The sequence below is a fragment of the Curtobacterium sp. PhB170 genome (assembly GCF_003752345.1).
GTDB lineage: Bacteria > Actinomycetota > Actinomycetes > Actinomycetales > Microbacteriaceae > Curtobacterium.
In genome coordinates, this window is sequence record NZ_RJUM01000009.1 from 513,009 (window position 1) to 533,138 (window position 20,130).

The following is a 20,130-nucleotide window of genomic DNA, read 5'->3' on the forward strand; positions in this document are numbered from 1 at the left end:
TCGCGACCAACAGGCGGACGGGAGGCACGGTGCCAGCCCGCCACGGGCCTCCCGTCCGCCGCCCGGGGCACACCCGCGAAAGCGACAGTGTGCCGCCAACCATTTGCGGAGATCTGTCGCTTTCGCGGTCCGGACGCCGCAGCATGCCGGGAGGCTGTCGCTTTCGCGGACCGGACCGGACCGGACCAGACCGACACGCGACACGCGACACGCGACACGCGCCCCGCGCCCCGCGGGAACGAGCAGAGGACGTCGGGCGCGAGCGCCCGACGTCCTCTGTGCTCACTCGACGCCCGCCGCAGCGAACGCCGAGGCGTCTCAGCCGATCGACACGGCGGTCCAGGACACGGGCGGCAGCTCGATCGTGATGGTGTCGCCGTCGCGGCTCACCGTCTCGTTCGTGCGGAGCCCGACGCGCTCGGTGGACGAAAGGTCGTTCACGGCGTGGATGTCGTCGTCCCAGACGCCCTCGGCACGGACGTCGCCCGAGGCTGCCAGGCCCGCGAGGTCGATCGTGACGGTGGTCGACTCGGACGGGTGGCGGTTGATCAGGAAGACCGCTGCCTTGCCGTCCTCGGTCACGGTGGCGGCCGAGTCCACGACCGGCACCTCGCCGTACTTGCCGCCGTCGACAGTGTCACCCGAGGCCTTGATCTGCAGCGACGTGCCGTTCGCCAGGCGCGACGTCACCGAGAACGGGAAGAACGTCGTCTGGCGCCAGGCCGGGCCGCCGGGCTCGGTCATGATCGGGCCGATGACGTTGACGAGCTGCGCGAGCGAGGCCGAGGCGACACGGTCCGCGTGGCGGAGCAGCGAGATGAGCAGTCCACCCACGACGACGGCGTCGGCGACGGTGTAGACGTCCTCGAGCAGGCGCGGGGCGACCGGCCAGTCCTGCGGTCCGAAGGTCTTCTGCTGCTCGTTCCACTTCGTGATCGACCAGACGTTCCACTCGTCGAACGAGATGTCGATGCGCTTGTCGGACTTCTTCTGCGCCTGCACGTGGTCGGCGGCGGTGGTGACCGTCTTGATGAAGTGGTCCATGTTGACGCCAGCGGCGAGGAACGACGGCAGGTCGTCGCCCTCTTCGTAGTAGGCGTGCGCCGAGATGTAGTCCACGTCGTCGTAGGTGTGCTCGAGGACGGTGCGCTCCCACTCGCCGAACGTCGGCATCGACGCTCCGGACGAACCGCAGGCGACCAGCTCGAGGTCGGGCTGGATCTGGCGCATGGCCTTCGCGGTCATGGCGGCGAGCTTGCCGTAGTCGTCGGCGTTCTTGTGGCCGAGCTGCCACGGGCCGTCCATCTCGTTGCCGAGGCACCACATCTTGATGGCGAAGGGCTCCTGGCGACCGTTGGACTTGCGGTACTCGGACAGTGCGGTGCCGGCGTCGATGTTCGCGTACTCGAGCAGCTCGATCGCCTCGGCGGTGCCACGTGTGCCGAGGTTCACGGCGAGCATGAGCTCCGAACCGACCTGGTCGAGCCAGTGCTGGAACTCGTGCAGGCCGACCTCGTTGGTCTCGGTCGAGTGCCAGGCCAGGTCGAGGCGCTTCGGGCGCTGCTCGACGGGGCCGACGCCGTCCTCCCACTTGTAGCCGGAGACGAAGTTGCCGCCGGGGTAGCGGATGGCGGAGACGCCGAGTTCCTTGACGAGCTCGACGACGTCCTTGCGGAAGCCGTGCTCGTCGGCGGTCTCGTGCGCGGGCTCGTGGATGCCGTCGTAGACGTGGCGGCCGAGGTGCTCGACGAACCCGCCGAACAGGCGACGTCGCACCGGCCCCACGGTGAACGCGGCGTCGAGAACGAGGTGTGTGCGGGGCATGGATCTCCTTCGATCGTGCGAGAGCGGGTACTGCGGGTCGTGCGGTGCGCGTGCTCGGTCCGGCGCCAGGGGTAGCGAAGCGGACCGTCACGAAAGTGAGCGCTCACCTGACAGAAACGCTACCGGGTTCCACGGCGACGCGAAAGGGGTGGCGGATGATCTTCGCGAGCGCTAATGTGAGCGCTCACGGAGCACCGACCCACCGCTCCGACGGGAGCACCGACCCTGCTCCCGAGCCCGGCCCATCCCGATGGAGTGATGCCATGCCGAACCGCCCAGCAACACCCGCGTCGCGCCTCTCGCGCCGCGGCTTCCTCGCCGCAGGAGCGGCGGCCGCGACGGTCCTGCCGCTCGCCGCGTGCTCGAGCCCGATCGCAGCCGGCCTGGCCGGCAGTGCCCTCAACCCCGAGACGCTCGTCTTCTGGAACCTCTTCGGCGGCGGTGACGGCCTCCGCATGCAGGCGATGGAGGACGGCTACGCGAAGCAGCACGGCGGATCGAGCTCGCTGCAGGCCACCACGTTCGCGTGGGGCAACCCGTACTACTCGAAGCTGACACTGGCCACCGTCGGGAACAAGCCGCCGGACGTCGCGGTCGCCCACCTGACCCGGGCGAAGCCGCTGTGGGACGGCGACCTGCTCGACCCGATCACGTCCGAGGACCTGGCGAGCGTCGGCCTCAGCGCCGCCGACTTCAACCAGAAGGCCTGGACGGCGCAGAAGACCGACGGCAACAACATCGCGATCCCGCTCGACACCCACCCCTTCGTGCTCTTCTACAACGTTGACGTGTGCAAGAAGGCGGGCCTGCTCGACAGCGACGGCAACCTCAAGGACCTGTCCGGCATGGACACGTTCGAGAGTGCCCTCGCCGCGGTCGCGAAGGTCACCGGCGGCACCGCGCTCAACGTCGCCAACGTCGTGCCGGAGACCGCCACCCCGTGGCGCTTCTTCTGGACGATGTACAACCAGATCAACGACGCGACCCCCTTCATCAGCGACGGCGGCGCGAAGCTCACGGTCAACGAGGACGCCTACAACGAGGTCACCAGCCGCACCCAGAAGTGGGTCAAGCAGGGCTGGATGAACAAGGCGCTCGACTACGCCACGGCGCAGTCCCTGATGTTCGACGGCAAGGCCGGCTTCTTCATGCAGGGCGAGTGGGAGATCAGCACGGCGCAGTCCATCAAGGGACTGAAGTTCGGCATGGCCCCGATCCCGCAGCTGTACGACAAGCCCGCGACGCAGGCGGACTCGCACACGTTCGTGCTGCCGAAGAAGGACCGCACGCCGGAGCAGCGCAAGCAGCACATGCTCTTCATCAAGCAGATGCTCGAGCAGAGCCTGACCTGGGCCGAGGGCGGGCACGTCCCCGCCTACATCCCGACCTTCGACAGCAGCGCCTACAAGGAGCTCAAGCCCCAGTCGAACTACGCGGCCGCAGCCGAGACCGCCGTGTTCGACGACCCCGCCTGGTACGGCGGCTCCGGCTCGACCTTCGAGGGCACCGTCGGCGCCCAGCTGGCCCTCGTGCAGCAGGGCAGCTCGTCGCCCGCACAGGCGCTCAGTGCCATCAAGTCGCAGCTCGCGACCTACCTGAACACCCCGAGCCCCCTGTGACCGGGCACGCGACCACCGGGCATGCACCTGCCCGGCATGTGAACGCCGTGAACACCGCGCGAAAGGCACGATGACGTGACCACAGCACCTGTCCTCGACCGGCCCACGGATGCGGCCACCGCGTCGCGTCCGCGCCGGAACCGCACCTACGGCACCAGCCTCACCCGTGGCCAGGGCCGCAGCGGCTGGCTCTTCCTCGCCCCGTTCGGCCTGTTCTACGCGGCGTTCCTGCTCGGCCCGACGGTCTGGATGATCGTCTCGAGCTTCTTCAACACCTCGACCGTCCGCACAGGCCTCGGCAGCTTCGCCGGGTTCGCGAACTACGCGGAGATGCTCGGACGCTCCGACTTCTGGTCGTCGCTCTGGCACACGCTGCAGTTCACGCTCTACACGACGCCGCCGCTCGTCATCCTGGCGTTCGTGTTCGCCGTGCTGACGAACCGGATGAACCGCGGCCAGTGGTTCTTCCGACTGGCGTTCTTCCTGCCGTTCATCCTGCCGTCGGCGACGATCTCGCTCATCTGGGTGTTCATCTTCACGCCGGCGACCGGCCTGTGGGCGAGCATGCAGTCGGCCATCGGCCTCACCCCGGGCTCCGGCATGCTGTCCAGCCCGAACACCGCGATGATCGGTGTCGCGATCGCCACCGTCTGGTGGACCCTCGGCTTCAACTTCGTGCTCTACCTGGCTGGCCTGCAGGAGATCCCGCGCGAACTGTACGAAGCGGCCGCCGTCGACGGTGCGTCGAACTGGCAGCAGATCAAGTCGATCACGCTGCCGCTGCTCGGCCGCACCACGACGCTGGTCATCCTGTTGCAGATCATCGCGAGCCTGAAGATCTTCGACCAGGTGTACCTGATGACGAACGGCGGACCGGGCATCTCCACCCAGGTCTCGCTGCAGCTCATCACGGGCGTCGGCTTCACCGACAACCGACTCGGTGCCGCCTCGGCAGCGTCGGTGCTCCTGTTCATCGTGATCGTCGCGATCGCGGTCATCCGGCAGCTCGTCGAGCGCGCTGCCGCCAAGCGAGAGATCGGGGCCTGACATGACCGCCACCGAGAGCATCACCACCGGCCGCGCCAAGCTCCGCACCGGCGTCTCGGCCGCCGCCCCCGCGAACGCCGCCAAGATCGGCGTCTCCGGCAAGGGCTTCAACCTGGTCGCCGGGATCATCCTGATCGTCTTCGCGATCATCTGGCTCATCCCCAGCCTGTTCGCCCTGAAGACGTCGCTGTCCGACAACGGCGTCGCCGCCCTCGGCGCGAACTCGATCCTGTCGAACTGGAACCCGACGCTGCACTCGTACGCGTCGCTGTTCCAGGCCGGCGACATCTGGAACTGGTACCTCGCCAGCGCCATCACGAGCGTCATCACGGCCGTCCTGACGGTCATGTTCGCCTCGATGGCGGCGTTCGCGCTGTCCCGCCTGGTGTTCCGCGGTCGGAACATCGCGTTCCTGCTCATCATCCTCGGCATCATGATCCCGACGCAGGTCCTGATCATCCCGATCTTCCAGGAGCTCAACGCCGTCGGCCTGCTGAACACCTACTGGTCGGTCATCTTCCCGCAGGTGCCCGCCGTGATCGCGGTGTTCATCTTCAAGCAGTTCTTCGACGGGATCCCGAAGGAGCTGGAGGAAGCGGCACGCATCGACGGTGCCAACATCTGGAAGATCTACTGGTCGGTCATCCTGCCGCTGTCGCGTCCGGTGATCGCCGCGGTGACGATCCTGACCTTCGTCGGTGTCTGGAACAACCTGCTGCTGCCGCTGTTCGTGCTGTCGAACCCGGACCTCATGACGATCCCGGTCGGGCTCGCCACGGTCCAGGGCAGCTTCGGTCAGCGCTACGCGGACATCCAGGCCGGAGCGATCCTGGCGGCGTTGCCGCTGATCATCCTCTACCTGATCTTCCAGCGGCAGATCGTGGAGGGCGTGACGGGTTCCGGCCTCAAGGGCTGACGCCACCCCACGACGGACGGGAGGCCCGGTGCCAGCTGGCACCGGGCCTCCCGTCCGTCGTGCTGGTCGCGTCCCAGGCGTACCTGGCGGAAACGGGCGTACCTGGTGAGAAGTTCCGTGACGGTACGCCCGATAACGCCAGGCATCGCACATGCCATGGGAAGGAACGTGCACCGCTCAGGCGGAGACGGACTCCTTGGCCTCGTGCTTCCAGAAACCGGAGAACGTGATGCGCGCCTTCGGCAGACCCGCACGGTGCAGGTGCCGGCGGCCCTCGGTGGCGAGGGTCGACTCGCCGACCACGAAGGCGTAGCCCCGGTCGTCGACGGGCACGTGCCGCTGCAGTTCGGCGAGCGCCGCGCGGCCCGGGACGGCGTGGTGGTCGACCTCGTCGCGGACGATCCACGTGACCGTGACCCCGGCCGGTGCGTCGATCTCGCGGACGTCGCCGGCGGTGGGGACCTCTTGGATGATGCGGCCGACGGCGTTCCGGGGCAGTGACGCGGCGATGCCGAGCACGCCGGGCAGCCCGGTCTCCTCGGCCGCGATCACGATCTCGCTGGTGTCGTCCGGGCAGTCGAAGATGCAGCCCTGGTCGAGCATCGCCAGCTGGTCGCCGGGGCGGGCACCGCAGGCCCAGATCGCGGCACGGCCCTCGGGCTCGCCGGCGTCGTCGGTGTGCACGACGAAGTCGATGTCCATCTCGGCGGTGCCGTCGGGCATCGGGCGGAACGCGGCGACGGTGTAGTTCGCGCAGTGCGGGCGGACGTCCTCGGGGATGGCCAGGAACGTCGGCCACCACTTCTTGCCGTCGAGGTCCGGCATCCGGAACGCGTCCTGGTCCGGACGCCCGGTGAACAGGCGGAACCAGTGGTCGAAGCCGAGGAACGGGAACTCGTGCAGGTCGTCGCCGGTGACGGTGACGCGCTGCATCGACGGCGTCGTGCGCTCGGTCCGCAGGACTCGGGCACGGAAGAGCCGGGGATTCTCGGGCAGGAGCCGCGGAGTCTTCGCCATGAGGCAAGGCTAACCTAAGATGTTCTCCGTGCCAGCCCCCTCCCCCGCCCTGGCTTCCGTCTCGGAGGCCCGCACCGCCGATGCGTCAGCAGCCCTCGGTGTCCACCGCACCGCCGTCCGTCGCCGCGTCCTGGTGATCGCCGGACTGGTCGTCGTGCTGGTCCTGGTGGCGGTCGCGAGCATGCTCCTCGGCAGCAACCGGATCGGCGTCGACCGGGTGCTCGACGGCCTGTTCCGGACCGGCTCGACCACCGACGAGGCGATCGTCTGGGGCTCCCGGGTCCCGCGCACGCTCATCGGTGCCGCGGTCGGTGCGGCCCTGGGGATCGCGGGGCTCCTGATGCAGGGGCACACCCGCAACCCGCTCGCCGACCCCGGACTGTTCGGGGTCTCGTCGGGTGCCGGGCTCGCCGTCGTCCTCGGCGTCTACGTGTTCGGGGTCACGAGCACCGGCGCGACGGTGTGGTTCGCCCTCGGCGGCGCGCTGGTCGCGAGCGTCGTCGTGTTCTCGGTGACCATCGCGGGCAGCGGGACGGCCAGCCCGGTCCCCCTCGCACTCGCGGGCGCCGCCGTCTCGGCCCTGTTGGGCGCGCTGACCTCGTTCGTCGTCCTGACCGACCAGGACTCGCTCGACGCGTACCGGCTGTGGGTCGTCGGTTCCCTCGCTGCACGGCAGCTCGACATCCTCGGCGCGGTGTGGCCGTTCCTCGTCGCCGGGCTGGTGCTCGCGGTCCTGAACGTCCGGGCACTCGATGCACTCGGGCTCGGCTCGGACCTGGCCAAGGGCCTGGGCGAGAACGTGCTCGTCGCGCGGCTCGTCGGGCTCGGGGCCATCACGTTGCTCGCAGCCGGTGCGACCGCCGCCGCTGGCCCGATCGGCTTCGTCGGCCTGACCGTGCCGCACGTCGCCCGAGCCCTCGTCGGTACCGGGCACCGGTGGACCCTGCCGGTCTCCGGGCTCGTCGGAGCGGCGCTCGTGCTGCTCGCCGACGTCGTCGGACGCCTGATCGGCGGGTTCTCGGAGGTCGAGGTCGGCATCGTCCTGGCCGTCATCGGCGGCCCCGTCTTCGTCGCCGTCGCCCGTCGCCGATCGCTGGTGTCCCTGTGACGGGCGCAGCGGTCCGTGCGCCCGGCCGGACCGGGGTCCGCATCGGTCCGATCGGCCTCGCCTGGCGCCCGCGGGTGTTCTGGTACACGGTGGCCTCGCTCGGTCTGGTCCTGGTGCTCGTCGTCCTCGGTGTCGCGATCGGCTCGACCTGGATCGCCCCGGGCATCGTGCTCCGCTCCCTGGTCGGGCTGGAGACCGGCCCGGACGGCTTCATCATCACCACACTGCGGCTCCCCCGTGTCCTCACCGGCGCGCTCGTCGGGCTGACCCTCGGCATCGCCGGCGCACTGACCCAGACGTTCACGCGGAACCCCCTGGGCACCCCGGACATCATCGGCGTGACGTCGGGCGCGAGCGTCGGCGCCGTGGCGGCCATCGTGCTCGGTGGGGGCACGTACTCGGTGTCCTCGATCGTGCTCAGCGGCGGGATCCCGGTGGCCGCGACGATCGGCGCGCTCGTCGCCGCCGCCGTCGTGTACGGGCTCGGCTGGCGCGGCGGGGTGCAGAGCTACCGACTCATCCTGGTCGGCATCGGCGTGAGCGCGACCCTCGACGCCGTGACGAGCTACCTGCTCGTCCGCGCCAAGATCACCATCGCCACCGCGGCATCGCAGTGGCTCGTCGGCAGCCTGTCGAGCACCTCGTGGTCGAGCGTCTGGCCGCTCCTCATCGTCGCCGCGGTCGCGGTGCCGATCGCCCTGGCGACGAGTGCGGCGCTCGGCATCGGACAGCTCGGTGACGAGGTCGCGACCGGGGTGGGGCTCGCGGTCCAGCGGCACCGCCTGCTCGTGATCGCCCTGGCCGTCGTGCTCACCGCCGCCGCCGTCGCCGCTGCGGGACCGGTCGGCTTCGTCGCGTTCGTGGTGCCGCAGGTCGGACTCCGGCTCGCCGGGACGAACCGGCCACCACTGCTGCTCGCCGGACTGCTCGGCGCCGCGCTGGTCCTCGCGGCGGACCTGCTGTCCCGATCGGCGTTCCCGTGGCAGGTGCCCGTCGGCATCATCACCACCGTGATCGGCGCCCCGTACCTGATCTGGCTCCTCATCCGTCACCGCAAGGAGATGTCCCGATGACTCCCCCGTCGACACCCCCGTCCACCCCGGTCCTCGAAGCCCGCGGCCTGTCCGTCGGCTACGACCGGCACCCCGTGCTGACCGACCTCGACCTGCGCATCGAGCGCGGCACCGTGACGACGTTCCTCGGCGCGAACGGTTGCGGCAAGTCGACCCTGCTCAAGGCCTTCGGGCGAGTGCTGAAGCCGCAGTCCGGCGAGGTCCTGCTCGACGGCGCCCCGATCCGCAAGGAACCGAACCGCCAGGTCGCGCGGAAGCTCGCGATCCTGCCGCAGTCCCCCGTCGCGCCCGCCGGCACGAGCGTGCTCGACCTGGTGATGCGCGGCCGCAACCCGCACCAGTCGTGGGCGAAGCCGTGGACCGCGGACGACGCCGACGTGGCGGAGCAGGCCATCGCAGCGACCGGGCTGACCGACGTCGCCCACCGCGACGTCGCGAGCCTGTCGGGTGGCCAGCGACAGCGTGCGTGGATCGCCCTGGTGGTGGCGCAGCAGGCCGACACGTTGCTGCTCGACGAACCGACGACCTACCTGGACCTCGCACACCAGCTCGAGGTCCTGCGCCTGGTGCGCCGCCTCAACCGCGAGCAGGACTCCACCATCGTGATGGTCCTGCACGACCTGTCGCTCGCGGCCCGGTTCTCCGACCGGCTCGTCGTCCTGCACGACGGCGGCGTCGCTGCCGACGGCGCACCGCACGAGGTACTGACCCCCGCGTTGCTCGAGCACGCCTTCGGGCTGCACGCGCGCGTGTTCCCGGACCCCGTGACCGGGGCCCCGATGATCGTGCCCGAGGCCGACGAGCACGACCCGGCGCCGCATGCCGAACCGGACGTCGAACTGGCGGGGGCCGCGCACTTAGGTTAGCCTCTCCTAACGTGAAGCTCTCCCGACGCGGCTCCCTCCGAGCCACTCTCCTGACCTCCGTGGCCGTCTCGGCCCTCCTCCTCGCCGGCTGCTCGAGCACCGACTCGAACGACTCCGACGGTGACACCGCGGCGTCGAAGGCCTGGTCCTACGAGGACGCCACCGGCACGACCGTCAAGGTCGACCACACGCCGAAGCGCGTCGTCGTGCTGAACGACATCGCGATCTCGTTCATCGAGTACGGCCTGAAGCCGGTCGGCACCTTCGGCCAGCTGACCATGGCGAAGGACGCCCGGTTCGACGACCTGGACACCGACGGCATCACGCAGCTCGGCACCGCCTACGGCGACATCGACCTCGAGAAGCTCGCCGCGCTGAAGCCCGACCTCGTCGTGACCTCGGTCTACCCGACCGACGAGAAGGGCACGCTCGACGACACGCAGCCCGGCTACGGCTTCAAGGACAACGAGCAGGAGAAGCAGATCGAGGCCATCGCGCCGGTCGTCCAGGTCAAGTGGGGCGGCAAGGGCGAGGACGTCATCGAGAAGATCGCCGACCTGAGCGAGTCCCTCGGTGCGAAGGAGTCGACGATCGAGGCCGCTGAGAAGCGCTTCGACACCGCCGGCGACGAGCTCGAGAAGGTCGCGAAGGAGCAGGACCTGTCGGTCGTCTCCATGTACGCCGACGGTGACGGCGCCTACGTCACCCGCCCGACCGACGAGCCGCTGCTGCAGATGTACTCGTCGTTCGGCGTCGACTTCGTGAACCCGAAGCCGAAGGGCTTCTACTGGGGCATCTACTCGTGGGAGAACGCGGGGCAGATCAAGGCCGACGTCCTGCTGCTGTCGCAGCAGGGCTACCAGGTCGCGGACCTCGAGAAGCAGCCGACCTTCGCTGACAACGCGGCGCTCGAGGCCGGCCAGGTGCACAGCTTCACCTTCCCGGCGCTCGACTACGCCTCGCAGGCCGGCTACATGACGGAGCTCGCGGGCTGGCTCGAGGACAGCAAGAAGCTGTCCTAGAACGCAACCGACGATCAGACGGGAGGCCCGTTGCCAGCTGGCAACGGGCCTCCCGTCCATCAGTGGTGCGTTCTCGTGCACGTGCCCCGCCTGGTGTCGTCAGCCCACTGGCAAGGCGGCGTTCACCGCGGTCTGCGCATCGCGCCAGACCGCTGCGCGGGAGCCCGCGTAGGTGCCGCCCTGACCGTTCGAGTAGTACCGCAGATTGTGTTTTCCGCCGTCGGTGTTGCCCTGCCAGTAGGCGGTCACCGCGCGGGACGTCCCGCCGATCAGCCAGACCTGGTCGGCGGCGTCGGCCGTCCCGGTCTTGCCGAAGAGTGTCGCGCCGTCCGGGGTCTGGCCGCCGCTCGCGGTCCCGCCCCGGAACGCGCCCTGCATGACCTCGAACGCGGTCGCCGCGGTCTGCGGCGAGACGGCCTGCGAGCAGGTGCGCGACTGACCGCCGAGCTCCGTGCCGTCCGGGGCGGTGACCTGGTCGATGACGACCGGCGCGCAGTACCGACCGCCGTTCGCGATGCCCGCGTAGGCCGCTGCCATCGTCAGCGGCGCGATGCTCTCGGTGCCGAGCAGCGACGCGGGGTTCCACGGCAGCTCGCCGCCGGCGGCCAGGTGAACACCGAGGCGCTTCGCGACGTCGCGGATGTCGCACAGGTCGAGCTGCGCCGCGATCGACTGGTACGCGGCATTCACGGACTGGGCCGTGGCGGAGCGCACCGAGTACGGCCCCTTCTGGCCCGGCGAGTCGTTCTTCGGCTGCCAGAAGGCCGTCGTCTGCTCGCCGCACGCCGTCCACGTGCTCTGCGGGTGCGGGGTGCCGTTCACGACCGCGTCCGGGCTGCGGCCGGCTTCGAGCCACGCCAGCAGCGTGAACATCTTGTAGGTCGAGCCGGTCTGGAAGCCCGTCGAATCTCCGTCGGCCTGGTCGACGGCGTAGTTCAGGGACGTCGCGGTCGGTGGGGCTTGCTCCGACCGGTCGTAGTCGGTGTTCTGCGCCATCGTGAGCACCCGGCCGGTGCCCGCCTCGACGGTGTTCAGCGTCGCGCCCAGCGCCAGCCGGGTCTCGGTCTTCGGGTCGTACCGGTCGAGCAGTTCCTTCTGCTTCGCGTTCAGGTCGAGATCGAGCGTCGTCTGGATGCGGTACCCACCCGTGCGCCAGGCGTCCGCGCGCTGCTGCTTCGTCGCACCGAGCTGCGGCAGCCGCGCTGCGACGCGCTTGGCGTAGTCGCAGAAGAACTCCGCCCCGGTCTCGACGGCCTCGCACCCCTGCTGCGGCGCGGTGATGCGCACGTAATCAGCCACCTGAGACAGCCGTGCCGTGCGGTACTCGTCGGTCGTCAGGTGCCCCTGCTCGCGCATCGAACGGAGGATCACGTTCCGCCGTGCGGCGTTGTCGCGGTAGTGCTCCGGCGTGGACAGGTCGCGGCGCTCCGGCCACTGCACGATCGCGATGAGCGATGCCGCCTCGGCCGGGGTCAGGTCGGTGGCGGACTTGCCGTAGTAGTGCTGCGCGGCCGACTGCACGCCGTAGGTCTGGTCGCCGAAGTAGGCGATGTTCAGGTACGCCGTCAGGATCTGCTCCTTGGTGTACTTCTTCGCCAGGCCGATCGCGAGCTTCATCTCGGCGAGCTTCCGCTGGGGCGACCGCTTCGTCGCCTCCTTGTAGCCGGCCTTCTGCTCCGCGAGCGTCGGCAGCTCGCTCGCCCGCTGGATCTTGATGTTGCGCACGAGCTGCATCGTGAGCGTCGATCCACCCGAACCGCCCTCCCCCTGCGACGCGGCGACGCTCACCAAGGAGCGGACCATCGACGTCGCGTCCACACCACCGGTCTCGTAGAACCGCTTGTCCTCGCCGTCGACCGCAGCGTGCTTGAGCTGGTCGCTGATCTGGTCGAAGGACAGCTCCTGCCGGTCCTGCGCCCACACGTTCGCCAGGTGCACCGGTTCGCCGCCGCGGTACGCCCAGACCTGGTTGCGCTGCGGCAGGTCCCCGATCTCGATGTGCTCCGGCAGCGCCTCGAACACCCCGATCGCCGACGTCGTGCTCACCCCGGCGACCGCGATCATCGGCGTCACGCCGACCCCGATCATCAACCCGGCGAGCACACTGCCGCCCACGAAGCCGAGCGCGGCTCCCCCTGCACGTCTCATCGTCATCGATCTGGTTCCCCTGTGGAGCATTACGCACCGATCTGGTGCAGTAGTTCGGGAGCGTCCCAGCCGATCTCGGGCGGTCGCCGGGACTTCGCCGCGGAACACCGCCGTGTCCGCTGGGAATGCGCCCGTCGTGACGGGATCGTGACGTCCGCGGGGGCGATCTCGGCCTCCAGGACGATGACGGTCGACTCCGAGAGTGCCCGCCTCTGCGCGTCTCGCCGCTGGGAATCCCGCGACCATTCCTCGTGACCAGCTGCAGAGTCGCGCGCGACTGGCGGTCGGGCGGATGTCCGCCGAGCTCCGGACGAGAGCCCGAATGCCGTACGGGAAACACGAGCTCCGGCGCACTCCGATCGAGACATCGTTCGTCGCGGCGCGCGCCTGTGGCGGTCACGTATCTCGCTCGCCGAGCCGTGTCCCACTGCTGGAAGCTCAGGCGAGCCAGATCAGCCGTGCGTCGCCACGCTCGTCTCGCAAGCCACCATGGTGAACCCATCACCGAAGACACTTGCGAGACATGGTTGTGAGAACCGCCGCACCCCCGGATTTCGCGAGTCGGAAGGCCGCGGCCGTGCTACCGACGCGACGTCTCGCAACCGTAGGGATGTACGACAGCGCACAGACGAATGCGGCCGCGCCACGAACCGTCCATTAGGCCGAGTTTGGCCATGAGTACCGGCGGGTCCCCTTGCGACAACGACGGTCTCGGACAGTGTCCGGCGGCTGTGGGAGTGACGTCGGTGTCGTGCCTTCGTTGAAAAGGCAACTGCCCCTGACTCGCCGTGAGGACGGACAAGTCAGGGGCAGTGGATGGTCGAGTTAGTGGACCTCGCCGCCGAGAACCGGCGGCGTGACGAACAGTGTGATCAGTTGGTAGACGGTCAGCAGGATGCCGAGCCCGAGGCAGGCCCATCGAATCCACCCGTGCTTGCGGAACGTTGTCAGCAGAGCCGTTGCCGACACGATTGTCGGTGCGAAGAGCAGGCCGCTGCTCGCGATGGTGAGCAGGAGGATGACCACGAAGGCGATCTTCGACGTCGTCCCTGCCGCGAACCGAGGTCGACGCTTCGGCGTCGAGCTCATCTGGGTCATCCGGTGATTCCGTTCCCGTAGAGCGCTTCCCCGCTGGGTCGCACGTGGATGTGGATGGTGTGGTTGGTCGTGATGCCCTTGCCCTTGTAGCCGATGTTAAAGCTCCAGGACATGTAGGAGTAGTCGTTGCCCTTGGTGCGGTAGTCGCCGCACGCGGTGACCTTCGTGCTTGCCGGCCAGACAACCCAGCTGCCGTTCTTCCCGCACTGGTGCCAGCCGACCTTGCCCCGCATCTTGGTGGTCGACCACGCATTTGCACCGTCGTAGAAGAACTTGGCGCGGTGCTCAATGTAGTACGACCCGCCCGGCGCGCCACTCCACAGCGTCTTCGTGCGAACGGTGCCGGCGGCTTTCATCTGCGTCTTCACGGTGGACTGCGTGGAGGACTCGTCGGACGACAGGTATGTCGGGCTTTCCGAGTCCGATGTCACAGTGCAGTTGTCGATGTATTCCTGCGCGGTCGGAACAGCAGACTGCTCTTGTGCGAGCCCGTACAGCGCGCTTGCACAGGCGGAGTCGACCTTGTCGGGAGACGCAATGAAGGAGTACATCGGACTGGTCCGGGTGATCGTGGCCCCGGTTGCGTTGGTCGTACCAGTGACGTCGGAGTGCCAGAAGTAGGTCTGGCCGTCGACGAGGAGTCCTGCGGGGATGGGCGACGCATCGGTGTCCCAACCAGACTGGTACAGCGGTGCAGCGTCGGGATCCGCGGACGACGAGATAGTGAGGCGCTGCTGCACGTCGGACGGGAACGCCTCGCCGTGCGGGCTGACCTGCAAATATCCCTCGTCGTACACCTCGGCTCCGGATGCCGTCGACGGATCCAGCACCGCGTTGTCCCAAGCACCGCCGAGGAAGAAGCTGTAGGTGCTGGTGTTCAGGACTGTGCCATCACCTGCAAGAAGGGCTGCGTCGATGGTGTGCGCACCTGCGGTGGCAGGAACGGTCGCGGCTGCCATGGTCGCAGCGGTGGAAGCAGCAGCCGTGTTAACCGCGGCCCCACCGTCGATGGAGACCGCGAGTACCTGATCCGAGCTGGCAGCCGCGGCCACCTTAGCCGTGCACTTGACGTCGTTCGCCGGAATCGTTGCGACCGTCGCGTCGGCGGCGTAGGGCGCCGGGCAGCTCATGATCGGTACGTTCGGCGTGCTGTACCAGCCCTGCACGTCGATGACGTAGTTCGTTGCCTCGGCGACGTTGTTGAGGTTGATTTTGCCGTTCGCGCCGAGGGCGACGGTGACGGTGTTGGTGCGGATCTCGTCGGTCTGGAAGTTGATCGAGGTCGTGTCCGGCTGCGTGGTCCCATTGGCCCAGACGGAGGCGCGACCATCACTGCCGCCGTGCACGACGCTCAGCGTGAGGACGACCGCGGTGATGCCGGAGCCCATGACCGGGACACCGGCCTGGCCGGCGACCGAAATTGCGCGGGTCTCGTTCTTCGCGAGGATCGTGTTCCCCGTCGCGCGGGAGTCGAAGACCCGACCAACACCGGGAGTGAAGGTCGCGCCAGTGGTGCCGCCGGCGGTGAAGTACCCCTGCAGGTCGATGACGAGGTTGATGGTCGACGAGCCGTTGTAGATCGTCATCTTCCCGCTCGAGGACAGCTGCACCTGCGCCTGGATCGAGGTGTTCACCGACGGGGCGTAGTGCAACGCGTTGTCGGGACGGGTGGTCCCGGTCGCGTACGGGGTGAGGTAGCCGTCGGAGGCCGTGGAGTTGATCGGCAGGAGGTTCACGACCGCGCCGGACGCGCTGGCCGGGACGCCGTTGGCGCCGGTGACCTGGATGTCGACGCTCTTCCCCGGCGCCAAGAGCGCCTTCGGGGCGCCGAGACCGGAACGGGTGTCGACGATGCGCTTGCCCGCGACGGGGACGAACCCACCGGCGGTCAGGCCGTCCGTGTTGGCGGTGTAGTAACCCTGCACGTCGAGGATCAACCGCGAAGCCGTCTCGGTCGAGACCTGGATGGTGCCAGCCGCGCTCACGGCGACGATCGCGGTGTTGGAGACGTACTCCCCGGTGTTGGCGTTGTAGATCAACATCGTCGTGCGTGACGTGTCCGCATCCGGCCGGCCGAACAGCGTGCCCGCCGACGGGTTGCCACTGACGGTCGCGTTCAACGACACGGCACCCACGGTGCCGTCGTCGGGGATCCCGGCGACGCCGGCGATCTTGATGGTCCGGTACTTGCCGGCCTCCATCGGCGTGCTGAACCCACCGGTACCAGCCTTGGTGTCCAGGACACGGCCGGATGCAGGCACGAACACGCCACCGGTGCCGGTGTCGTTGATGGCCTGCGCCGGTGTGGCGACGAGTAGTGATCCGACAAGTGCGAGCGCGCCGAGGGTGGCAGCAGCGATGCTGCGCTTCCTCGGACGCGGAGCGTGCAGCAATGTGCGCACGAAACCCCCTACGTGATGGACAGCACGGGCTGCTGTCAGCGTCCGCAGCATATGAGGAAGCTGAGTGTCTGTACCCGGCCCCCGTACGGGGGTAGAACGCAAAAGCCCCGGTCAGAGCGGGTCGTTCCGGATCGGTCTTAATGGATGCTCAGACAAGGGTTATGCCCACGTGATCTTCGATCGCGAGAGGCAGCTTCCGGGTGAGTCCTGGTGCAGGGCGGCGTCAGGCGCCGACCTAGCCGCATCAGCTGACCGAGGAGTCCATCGGGTGAGTGTCCGCGAGCAGATCGAGCACGCCGTCCGGGAACACCGGGACGTCCGTGTCGACGGGTACCCAGCGCACCGGGCTGCCCTCGTCCAGCACCACGAGTTCGGCGTCGATCGGCACTTCGTCCAGATCGGCTGACCGGACGGCGAACACGTGGACGTACTCGTGTCCGGGCTGCCCCTCGTACTCGAACAGGTTCTCGAGAACACCGAGCAGCCGGACCTCGTCAAGGGCGACGTCGAGCTCCTCGCGGAACTCGCGACGGAGCGCCTGGACCGCGGTCTCGCCGAACTCGATGCCGCCGCCGACTGCACGGTGGAAGCGGAGGTCCCGCACGCTGTCGAACGACTCGGACAGCAGCACGTGGCCGTCCTTGACCGGCAGCCCGACCGCGATGTTCCGGATGCTCCCCATCACGCCACTCTGCCACCGGTGCGGGGTCGGTAGGTTCGGACCATGCGCGACTTCCGCTCGATCGTCACCCTCGCGATCGTCTTCCTCGGTCTGGGCTTCCTGCTCACCGCCGGTGGTTCCCTCTGGACGATCCTCACCCCGGACGGCACTGGCGTGAACTTCGCCGCGGGGTTCATGTACATGGGCGGCATGGTTGTCGGTACCGCCGGGATCGCACTCGGGGTCGCCGCGCTCGTGGCCGTCGCCCGGGCGGCGAAGCGCTTCGGCCGCTAACCGACGAGCGCCTCGGCAGCAGCACCCCACCCGGTGGGGTCATCCCCCAGCGGGACGAACAGCATCGTGTTCCAGAGCACCAGGACGTCCCACCACACAAGCTCGTCGGCAGTGAGCGCGCTCACCGAGCGGTAGCCGTCGAGCAGCTGCCGATGGACGGCTTCGGGGACCGGCCCCCAGTCGTGGAAGAGCGTCCCGAGCAGGACGGCCGAGCGTGCCAGCTCGACGATGCGGTGGTCGAGCCGCAGGTCCTCGAAGTCGATGACGGCGACGACGTCCGCGTCAGCGCACAGGACGTTCGCCGCCCGGTAGTCCCCGTGCACGATCTGGACCGGCAGGTCGTCGGACGGCGCGGCCGTCAGCAACCGTCGCAGCGCCACCCGGGCACGGTCCGACACCTGCCCCGGCGCGCCGTTCAGCCAACCCACGATCTGCTGCGTGAGTGGGGTCGGCGGCGGGCGCACACCGGCTGCGCGCGCCCGATCGGGGCTGTCGCGCAGGGCGTCGTGGAAGCGGGCCAGCGTCGCACCGGCCGCGTGGACCTGTGCCGGTTCACGGACGTCCAGCAGGGTTCCGCTGATGACGTGCTGGAGCCCCATCGAGACTCCGTCGTCCTCGACCTGTACCCGTCCGTCGGGCGTCGGCACCGGGGCGGAAACGGGCAGGCCGCGCTCCGCCAGCCACGTCGTGAGGTCCGCCGCGAACGCCAAGCGCTCGAACCCATCCGGCGCGATCGACCACTTCAGGAGCATCCGGCCGCCAGCGGTCGAGACCCAGGCGAGTGCGTTGTGGTCACTCATCACGATGCGCTCGCACGCGACGACGTGCACGTTCCACCACCGGTCGAGCGTCCGGATGACCCAGTCCTCAACAGCGTCGACGTCCGTGAACCCGAAGCGGCTCCGCAGCACCTGGGCTGGATCGGCTCGTTCCCAGAGCATCTCGAGGGTCATCGCTCCACCCTCGCAGGTCGCGCTACCATCCGGTACCGGTCCACGCACGGAAGCGAGTCGCCATGACCTCCCAGAGCACGAGGGTCCTGCACGTGATGTGCACGGTGTTCCTGTTGGGCGCCTTCCTGTCGGTCGGTATCGGTGCGTGGTCGCTCGCGAACGACACCGGGGGCGGTGCGAACATCGGCGGCGGCATCCTGATGCTGTTCGGCTACCTGCTCGGTCTGATCGGGATCGCGCTCGGCGTCGCCACGCTCGTCGTCGCCACCGTGTCGCGGCGACGGTCACGCACGCGCAGCTGACGCCTCAGCGGCGAGTGCGGAGTCGCTGCACGCCCACCCATCCGGCGACCGCGAAGCAGCCGAGCGCGAGGACGTACGCGACGAGCAGGTCGGCCCATGCGCGCGGGTTGATCGATCCGTCGGGCAACCGCTCCTGGAGTTGGAACGACGTCGGGAACAGCCAGTAGGACGTCGCGTAGACGGTCAGCGCCAGTCCGACGACGACCGAGCCGACGATGATCCACCGAGCGGCGCGCCGCTCGAGGCTCATGCTGTCGCCGCCTTGCCGGAACGCCGTGACTTCGACCGTGGCGGGTTCGCACGGAGGTGCTCGCTGATGCGCCCGAGGATCCGGGCGAGGTCACTCGCGTCGTCGTCCGTGATCGGCGCGAACAGGAGTCCGTGCACGGTGCCGATGTGGCCGGGGAACACGTCGGCAAGGACCTCGCGCCCAGCGTCGGTGATCGCGACGACGGTGCTGCGCTCGTCGTCCGGCGACGGGGACCTCGTGACGAGCCCGCGCTGTTCGAGCAGTTGCGCCTGGTAAGTCAGCCCGCTGCGGCTGTAGACGACGCCGTCGGCGAGGTCCGTCATGCGCAGGTGCCCCTCCGGAGCATCCCCCAACCGCGCCAGGAGCTGGAACTGCACGTAACTCAAGCCGCCGACGTCGCGGAGCTGTTTCTCGACCGCGGGGCGCAGGAGCGCGCTCACCTCGGTCAGCGCGAAGTAGGCGCCGAGCTGTGTCGGGGTCAGCGCGGTGGGGGTGTCGCTCATACGACCATCGTACCTGTTGCTTCGAGTTCGAAGCAGTGCTAGTATCCCCGGCAAGCGCTTCGAATTCGAAGCAAATACGAGAGGCATGACCATGCAGGCAGTGCAGTTCCACGAAGTCGGTGGACCCGAGGTCCTCCAGTACGGCGAGGTCGAGCAGCCGACCCCGGCAGCGGGTCAGGTGCGACTCCGCGTCGCGGCCTCCGCGTACAACGCTGCGGACAACGGCATGCGGGCCGGCTTCCTGCCGATCCCGATCCAGCTGCCGCACGTCCCCGGCTACGACGTCTCCGGCACGGTCGACGCGATCGGCGAGGGCGTGACCGGTCTGACCGTGGGCGACGCAGTGATCGCGTTCCTGCCGATGGAGCGCGACGGCGGCGCAGCCGAGTACGTCATCGCACCGGCGGACGCCGTGGTCGCAGCGCCGACGAGCATCCCACTGGCCGACGCGGCCGCGCTGCCGTCCGTCGCTCTGACCGCCTGGCAGGCGCTGTTCGACGACGGCCAGCTCACCACCGGGCAGCGGCTGCTCGTCGTGGGTGCCGGCGGGGTCGTCGGCAAGTACGCCGTCCAGCTCGCCAAGCGCGCCGGAGCACACGTCATCGCGACCGCCAGCCCCCGCAGTGCCGACGCCGTGCGCGCGGCGGGTGCCGATCAGGTCATCGACCACACCGCCACCGACCTGCTCGATGCCCTCGATGGTCAGGTCGACGTGCTGCTCAACCTGGCGCCGATCGAGCCCGAGCAGTTCGCGGCGGACGTCGCAGCGGTCCGTGACGGCGGAGTCGTCGTGAGCACGACGGCGTTCATGGCCACGCCGGGTGACGAGTCCCGAGGCGTTCGTGCAGCGACCGTGTTCGTCCTGCCCAACCGCGAACGCCTGACAGAGCTCGTCGCACTGGTCGACGACGGTGCTCTGACGGTCGAGGTCACGCGACGCATCCCGCTCGCCGAGCTGCGCGCACTGCACGCCGAGGGCGCAGCCGGGCGGATCGCCGGCAAGGTCATCGTCCTGCCCTGAACCCGA

General features: G+C 68.9%; 19 protein-coding genes. 10 read left to right on the plus strand and 9 right to left on the minus strand.

The genetic code is table 11. The annotated features are described in order from the left end of the window. Nucleotides 1-318 precede the first annotated feature (318 nt). The gene (locus EDF40_RS06620; protein ID WP_123338688.1) at nt 319-1,824 is read right to left on the minus strand and encodes an alpha-N-arabinofuranosidase; all 1,506 of its coding nucleotides are present in this window, start codon (nt 1,822-1,824) and stop codon (nt 319-321) included. Nucleotides 1,825-2,087: 263 nt separating this feature from the next. On the opposite strand from EDF40_RS06620, the gene EDF40_RS06625 reads away from it, so the two are divergent. The 3 genes from EDF40_RS06625 to EDF40_RS06635 all read left to right on the plus strand — a co-directional run bounded on the left by EDF40_RS06625 (nt 2,088) and on the right by EDF40_RS06635 (nt 5,406). Continuing rightward, nucleotides 2,088-3,443 carry an extracellular solute-binding protein gene (locus EDF40_RS06625; protein WP_111086245.1) on the plus strand — a complete coding sequence of 452 codons (1,356 nt, stop codon included), beginning with the start codon at nt 2,088-2,090 and terminating at the stop codon, nt 3,441-3,443. 75 nt (nt 3,444-3,518) lie between these two features. Next, nucleotides 3,519-4,490: a carbohydrate ABC transporter permease gene (locus EDF40_RS06630; RefSeq protein WP_111086244.1), complete on the plus strand. Its 972-nt coding sequence runs from the start codon at nt 3,519-3,521 to the stop codon at nt 4,488-4,490. A gap of 1 nt (nt 4,491) precedes the next feature. Next, complete coding sequence (locus EDF40_RS06635) at nt 4,492-5,406, plus strand: carbohydrate ABC transporter permease (RefSeq protein WP_111086243.1); 915 nt, start codon at nt 4,492-4,494, stop codon at nt 5,404-5,406. Nucleotides 5,407-5,583: 177 nt separating this feature from the next. Here EDF40_RS06635 and EDF40_RS06640 read toward each other — a convergent pair whose 3' ends face one another. Continuing rightward, on the minus strand, nt 5,584-6,423 hold the full coding sequence (locus tag EDF40_RS06640) for a siderophore-interacting protein (protein ID WP_123338687.1): 840 nt from the start codon (nt 6,421-6,423) through the stop codon (nt 5,584-5,586). A 28-nt stretch (nt 6,424-6,451) separates the two neighbouring features. Here EDF40_RS06640 and EDF40_RS06645 point away from each other — a divergent pair, with 28 nt between their 5' ends. From EDF40_RS06645 to EDF40_RS06660, 4 genes are read left to right on the plus strand one after another with little or no spacing between them, the layout of a single operon-like run. Further along, nucleotides 6,452-7,531, plus strand: coding sequence for an iron ABC transporter permease (locus tag EDF40_RS06645; protein WP_260212509.1), 1,080 nt, complete (start codon nt 6,452-6,454; stop codon nt 7,529-7,531). Continuing rightward, complete coding sequence (locus EDF40_RS06650; RefSeq protein WP_260212508.1) at nt 7,528-8,604, plus strand: iron ABC transporter permease; 1,077 nt, start codon at nt 7,528-7,530, stop codon at nt 8,602-8,604. Before EDF40_RS06645 ends, EDF40_RS06650 begins: the two co-directional genes overlap by 4 nt. Beyond that, on the plus strand, nt 8,601-9,470 hold the full coding sequence (locus tag EDF40_RS06655) for an ABC transporter ATP-binding protein (protein ID WP_123338685.1): 870 nt from the start codon (nt 8,601-8,603) through the stop codon (nt 9,468-9,470). Before EDF40_RS06650 ends, EDF40_RS06655 begins: the two co-directional genes overlap by 4 nt. 11 nt (nt 9,471-9,481) lie before the next feature. Beyond that, complete coding sequence (locus EDF40_RS06660) at nt 9,482-10,492, plus strand: ABC transporter substrate-binding protein (protein WP_148053783.1); 1,011 nt, start codon at nt 9,482-9,484, stop codon at nt 10,490-10,492. A 99-nt stretch (nt 10,493-10,591) separates the two neighbouring features. On the opposite strand, the gene EDF40_RS06665 is transcribed toward EDF40_RS06660, so the two are convergent. From EDF40_RS06665 to EDF40_RS06680, 4 genes are all read right to left on the minus strand, one after another. Then, nucleotides 10,592-12,646 (minus strand): transglycosylase domain-containing protein, encoded by a 2,055-nt coding sequence (locus EDF40_RS06665; RefSeq protein ID WP_260212507.1) that lies wholly within the window; start codon nt 12,644-12,646, stop codon nt 10,592-10,594. Nucleotides 12,647-13,465: 819 nt separating this feature from the next. Next, nucleotides 13,466-13,729, minus strand: a complete 264-nt coding sequence (locus EDF40_RS06670; protein ID WP_148053782.1) for a hypothetical protein — start codon at nt 13,727-13,729, stop codon at nt 13,466-13,468. 5 nt (nt 13,730-13,734) lie between these two features. Further along, the gene (locus EDF40_RS06675; protein ID WP_148053781.1) at nt 13,735-16,140 is read right to left on the minus strand and encodes a hypothetical protein; all 2,406 of its coding nucleotides are present in this window, start codon (nt 16,138-16,140) and stop codon (nt 13,735-13,737) included. A gap of 244 nt (nt 16,141-16,384) precedes the next feature. After that, nucleotides 16,385-16,822 (minus strand): NUDIX hydrolase, encoded by a 438-nt coding sequence (locus EDF40_RS06680; protein WP_123338680.1) that lies wholly within the window; start codon nt 16,820-16,822, stop codon nt 16,385-16,387. A gap of 42 nt (nt 16,823-16,864) precedes the next feature. Between EDF40_RS06680 and EDF40_RS06685 the strand changes: the two genes are divergently transcribed. Further along, nucleotides 16,865-17,095 (plus strand): hypothetical protein, encoded by a 231-nt coding sequence (locus EDF40_RS06685; RefSeq protein ID WP_123338679.1) that lies wholly within the window; start codon nt 16,865-16,867, stop codon nt 17,093-17,095. Here the strand turns inward: EDF40_RS06685 and EDF40_RS06690 are convergent. Beyond that, nucleotides 17,092-18,048 carry a phosphotransferase gene (locus EDF40_RS06690; protein WP_123338678.1) on the minus strand — a complete coding sequence of 319 codons (957 nt, stop codon included), beginning with the start codon at nt 18,046-18,048 and terminating at the stop codon, nt 17,092-17,094. The genes EDF40_RS06685 and EDF40_RS06690 overlap by 4 nt on opposite strands. Before the next feature lie 62 nt (nt 18,049-18,110). Between EDF40_RS06690 and EDF40_RS06695 the strand changes: the two genes are divergently transcribed. After that, on the plus strand, nt 18,111-18,350 hold the full coding sequence (locus tag EDF40_RS06695) for a hypothetical protein (protein WP_123338677.1): 240 nt from the start codon (nt 18,111-18,113) through the stop codon (nt 18,348-18,350). A gap of 4 nt (nt 18,351-18,354) precedes the next feature. Here the strand turns inward: EDF40_RS06695 and EDF40_RS06700 are convergent, their stop codons facing one another. Then, nucleotides 18,355-18,600: a hypothetical protein gene (locus EDF40_RS06700; protein ID WP_123338676.1), complete on the minus strand. Its 246-nt coding sequence runs from the start codon at nt 18,598-18,600 to the stop codon at nt 18,355-18,357. Next, the gene (locus EDF40_RS06705) at nt 18,597-19,103 is read right to left on the minus strand and encodes a MarR family winged helix-turn-helix transcriptional regulator (RefSeq protein ID WP_123338675.1); all 507 of its coding nucleotides are present in this window, start codon (nt 19,101-19,103) and stop codon (nt 18,597-18,599) included. Before EDF40_RS06705 ends, EDF40_RS06700 begins: the two co-directional genes overlap by 4 nt. A gap of 91 nt (nt 19,104-19,194) precedes the next feature. On the opposite strand from EDF40_RS06705, the gene EDF40_RS06710 reads away from it, so the two are divergent. Beyond that, nucleotides 19,195-20,124, plus strand: a complete 930-nt coding sequence (locus EDF40_RS06710) for an NADP-dependent oxidoreductase (protein WP_185002890.1) — start codon at nt 19,195-19,197, stop codon at nt 20,122-20,124. The last annotated feature ends 6 nt before the right edge of the window (nt 20,125-20,130 follow it).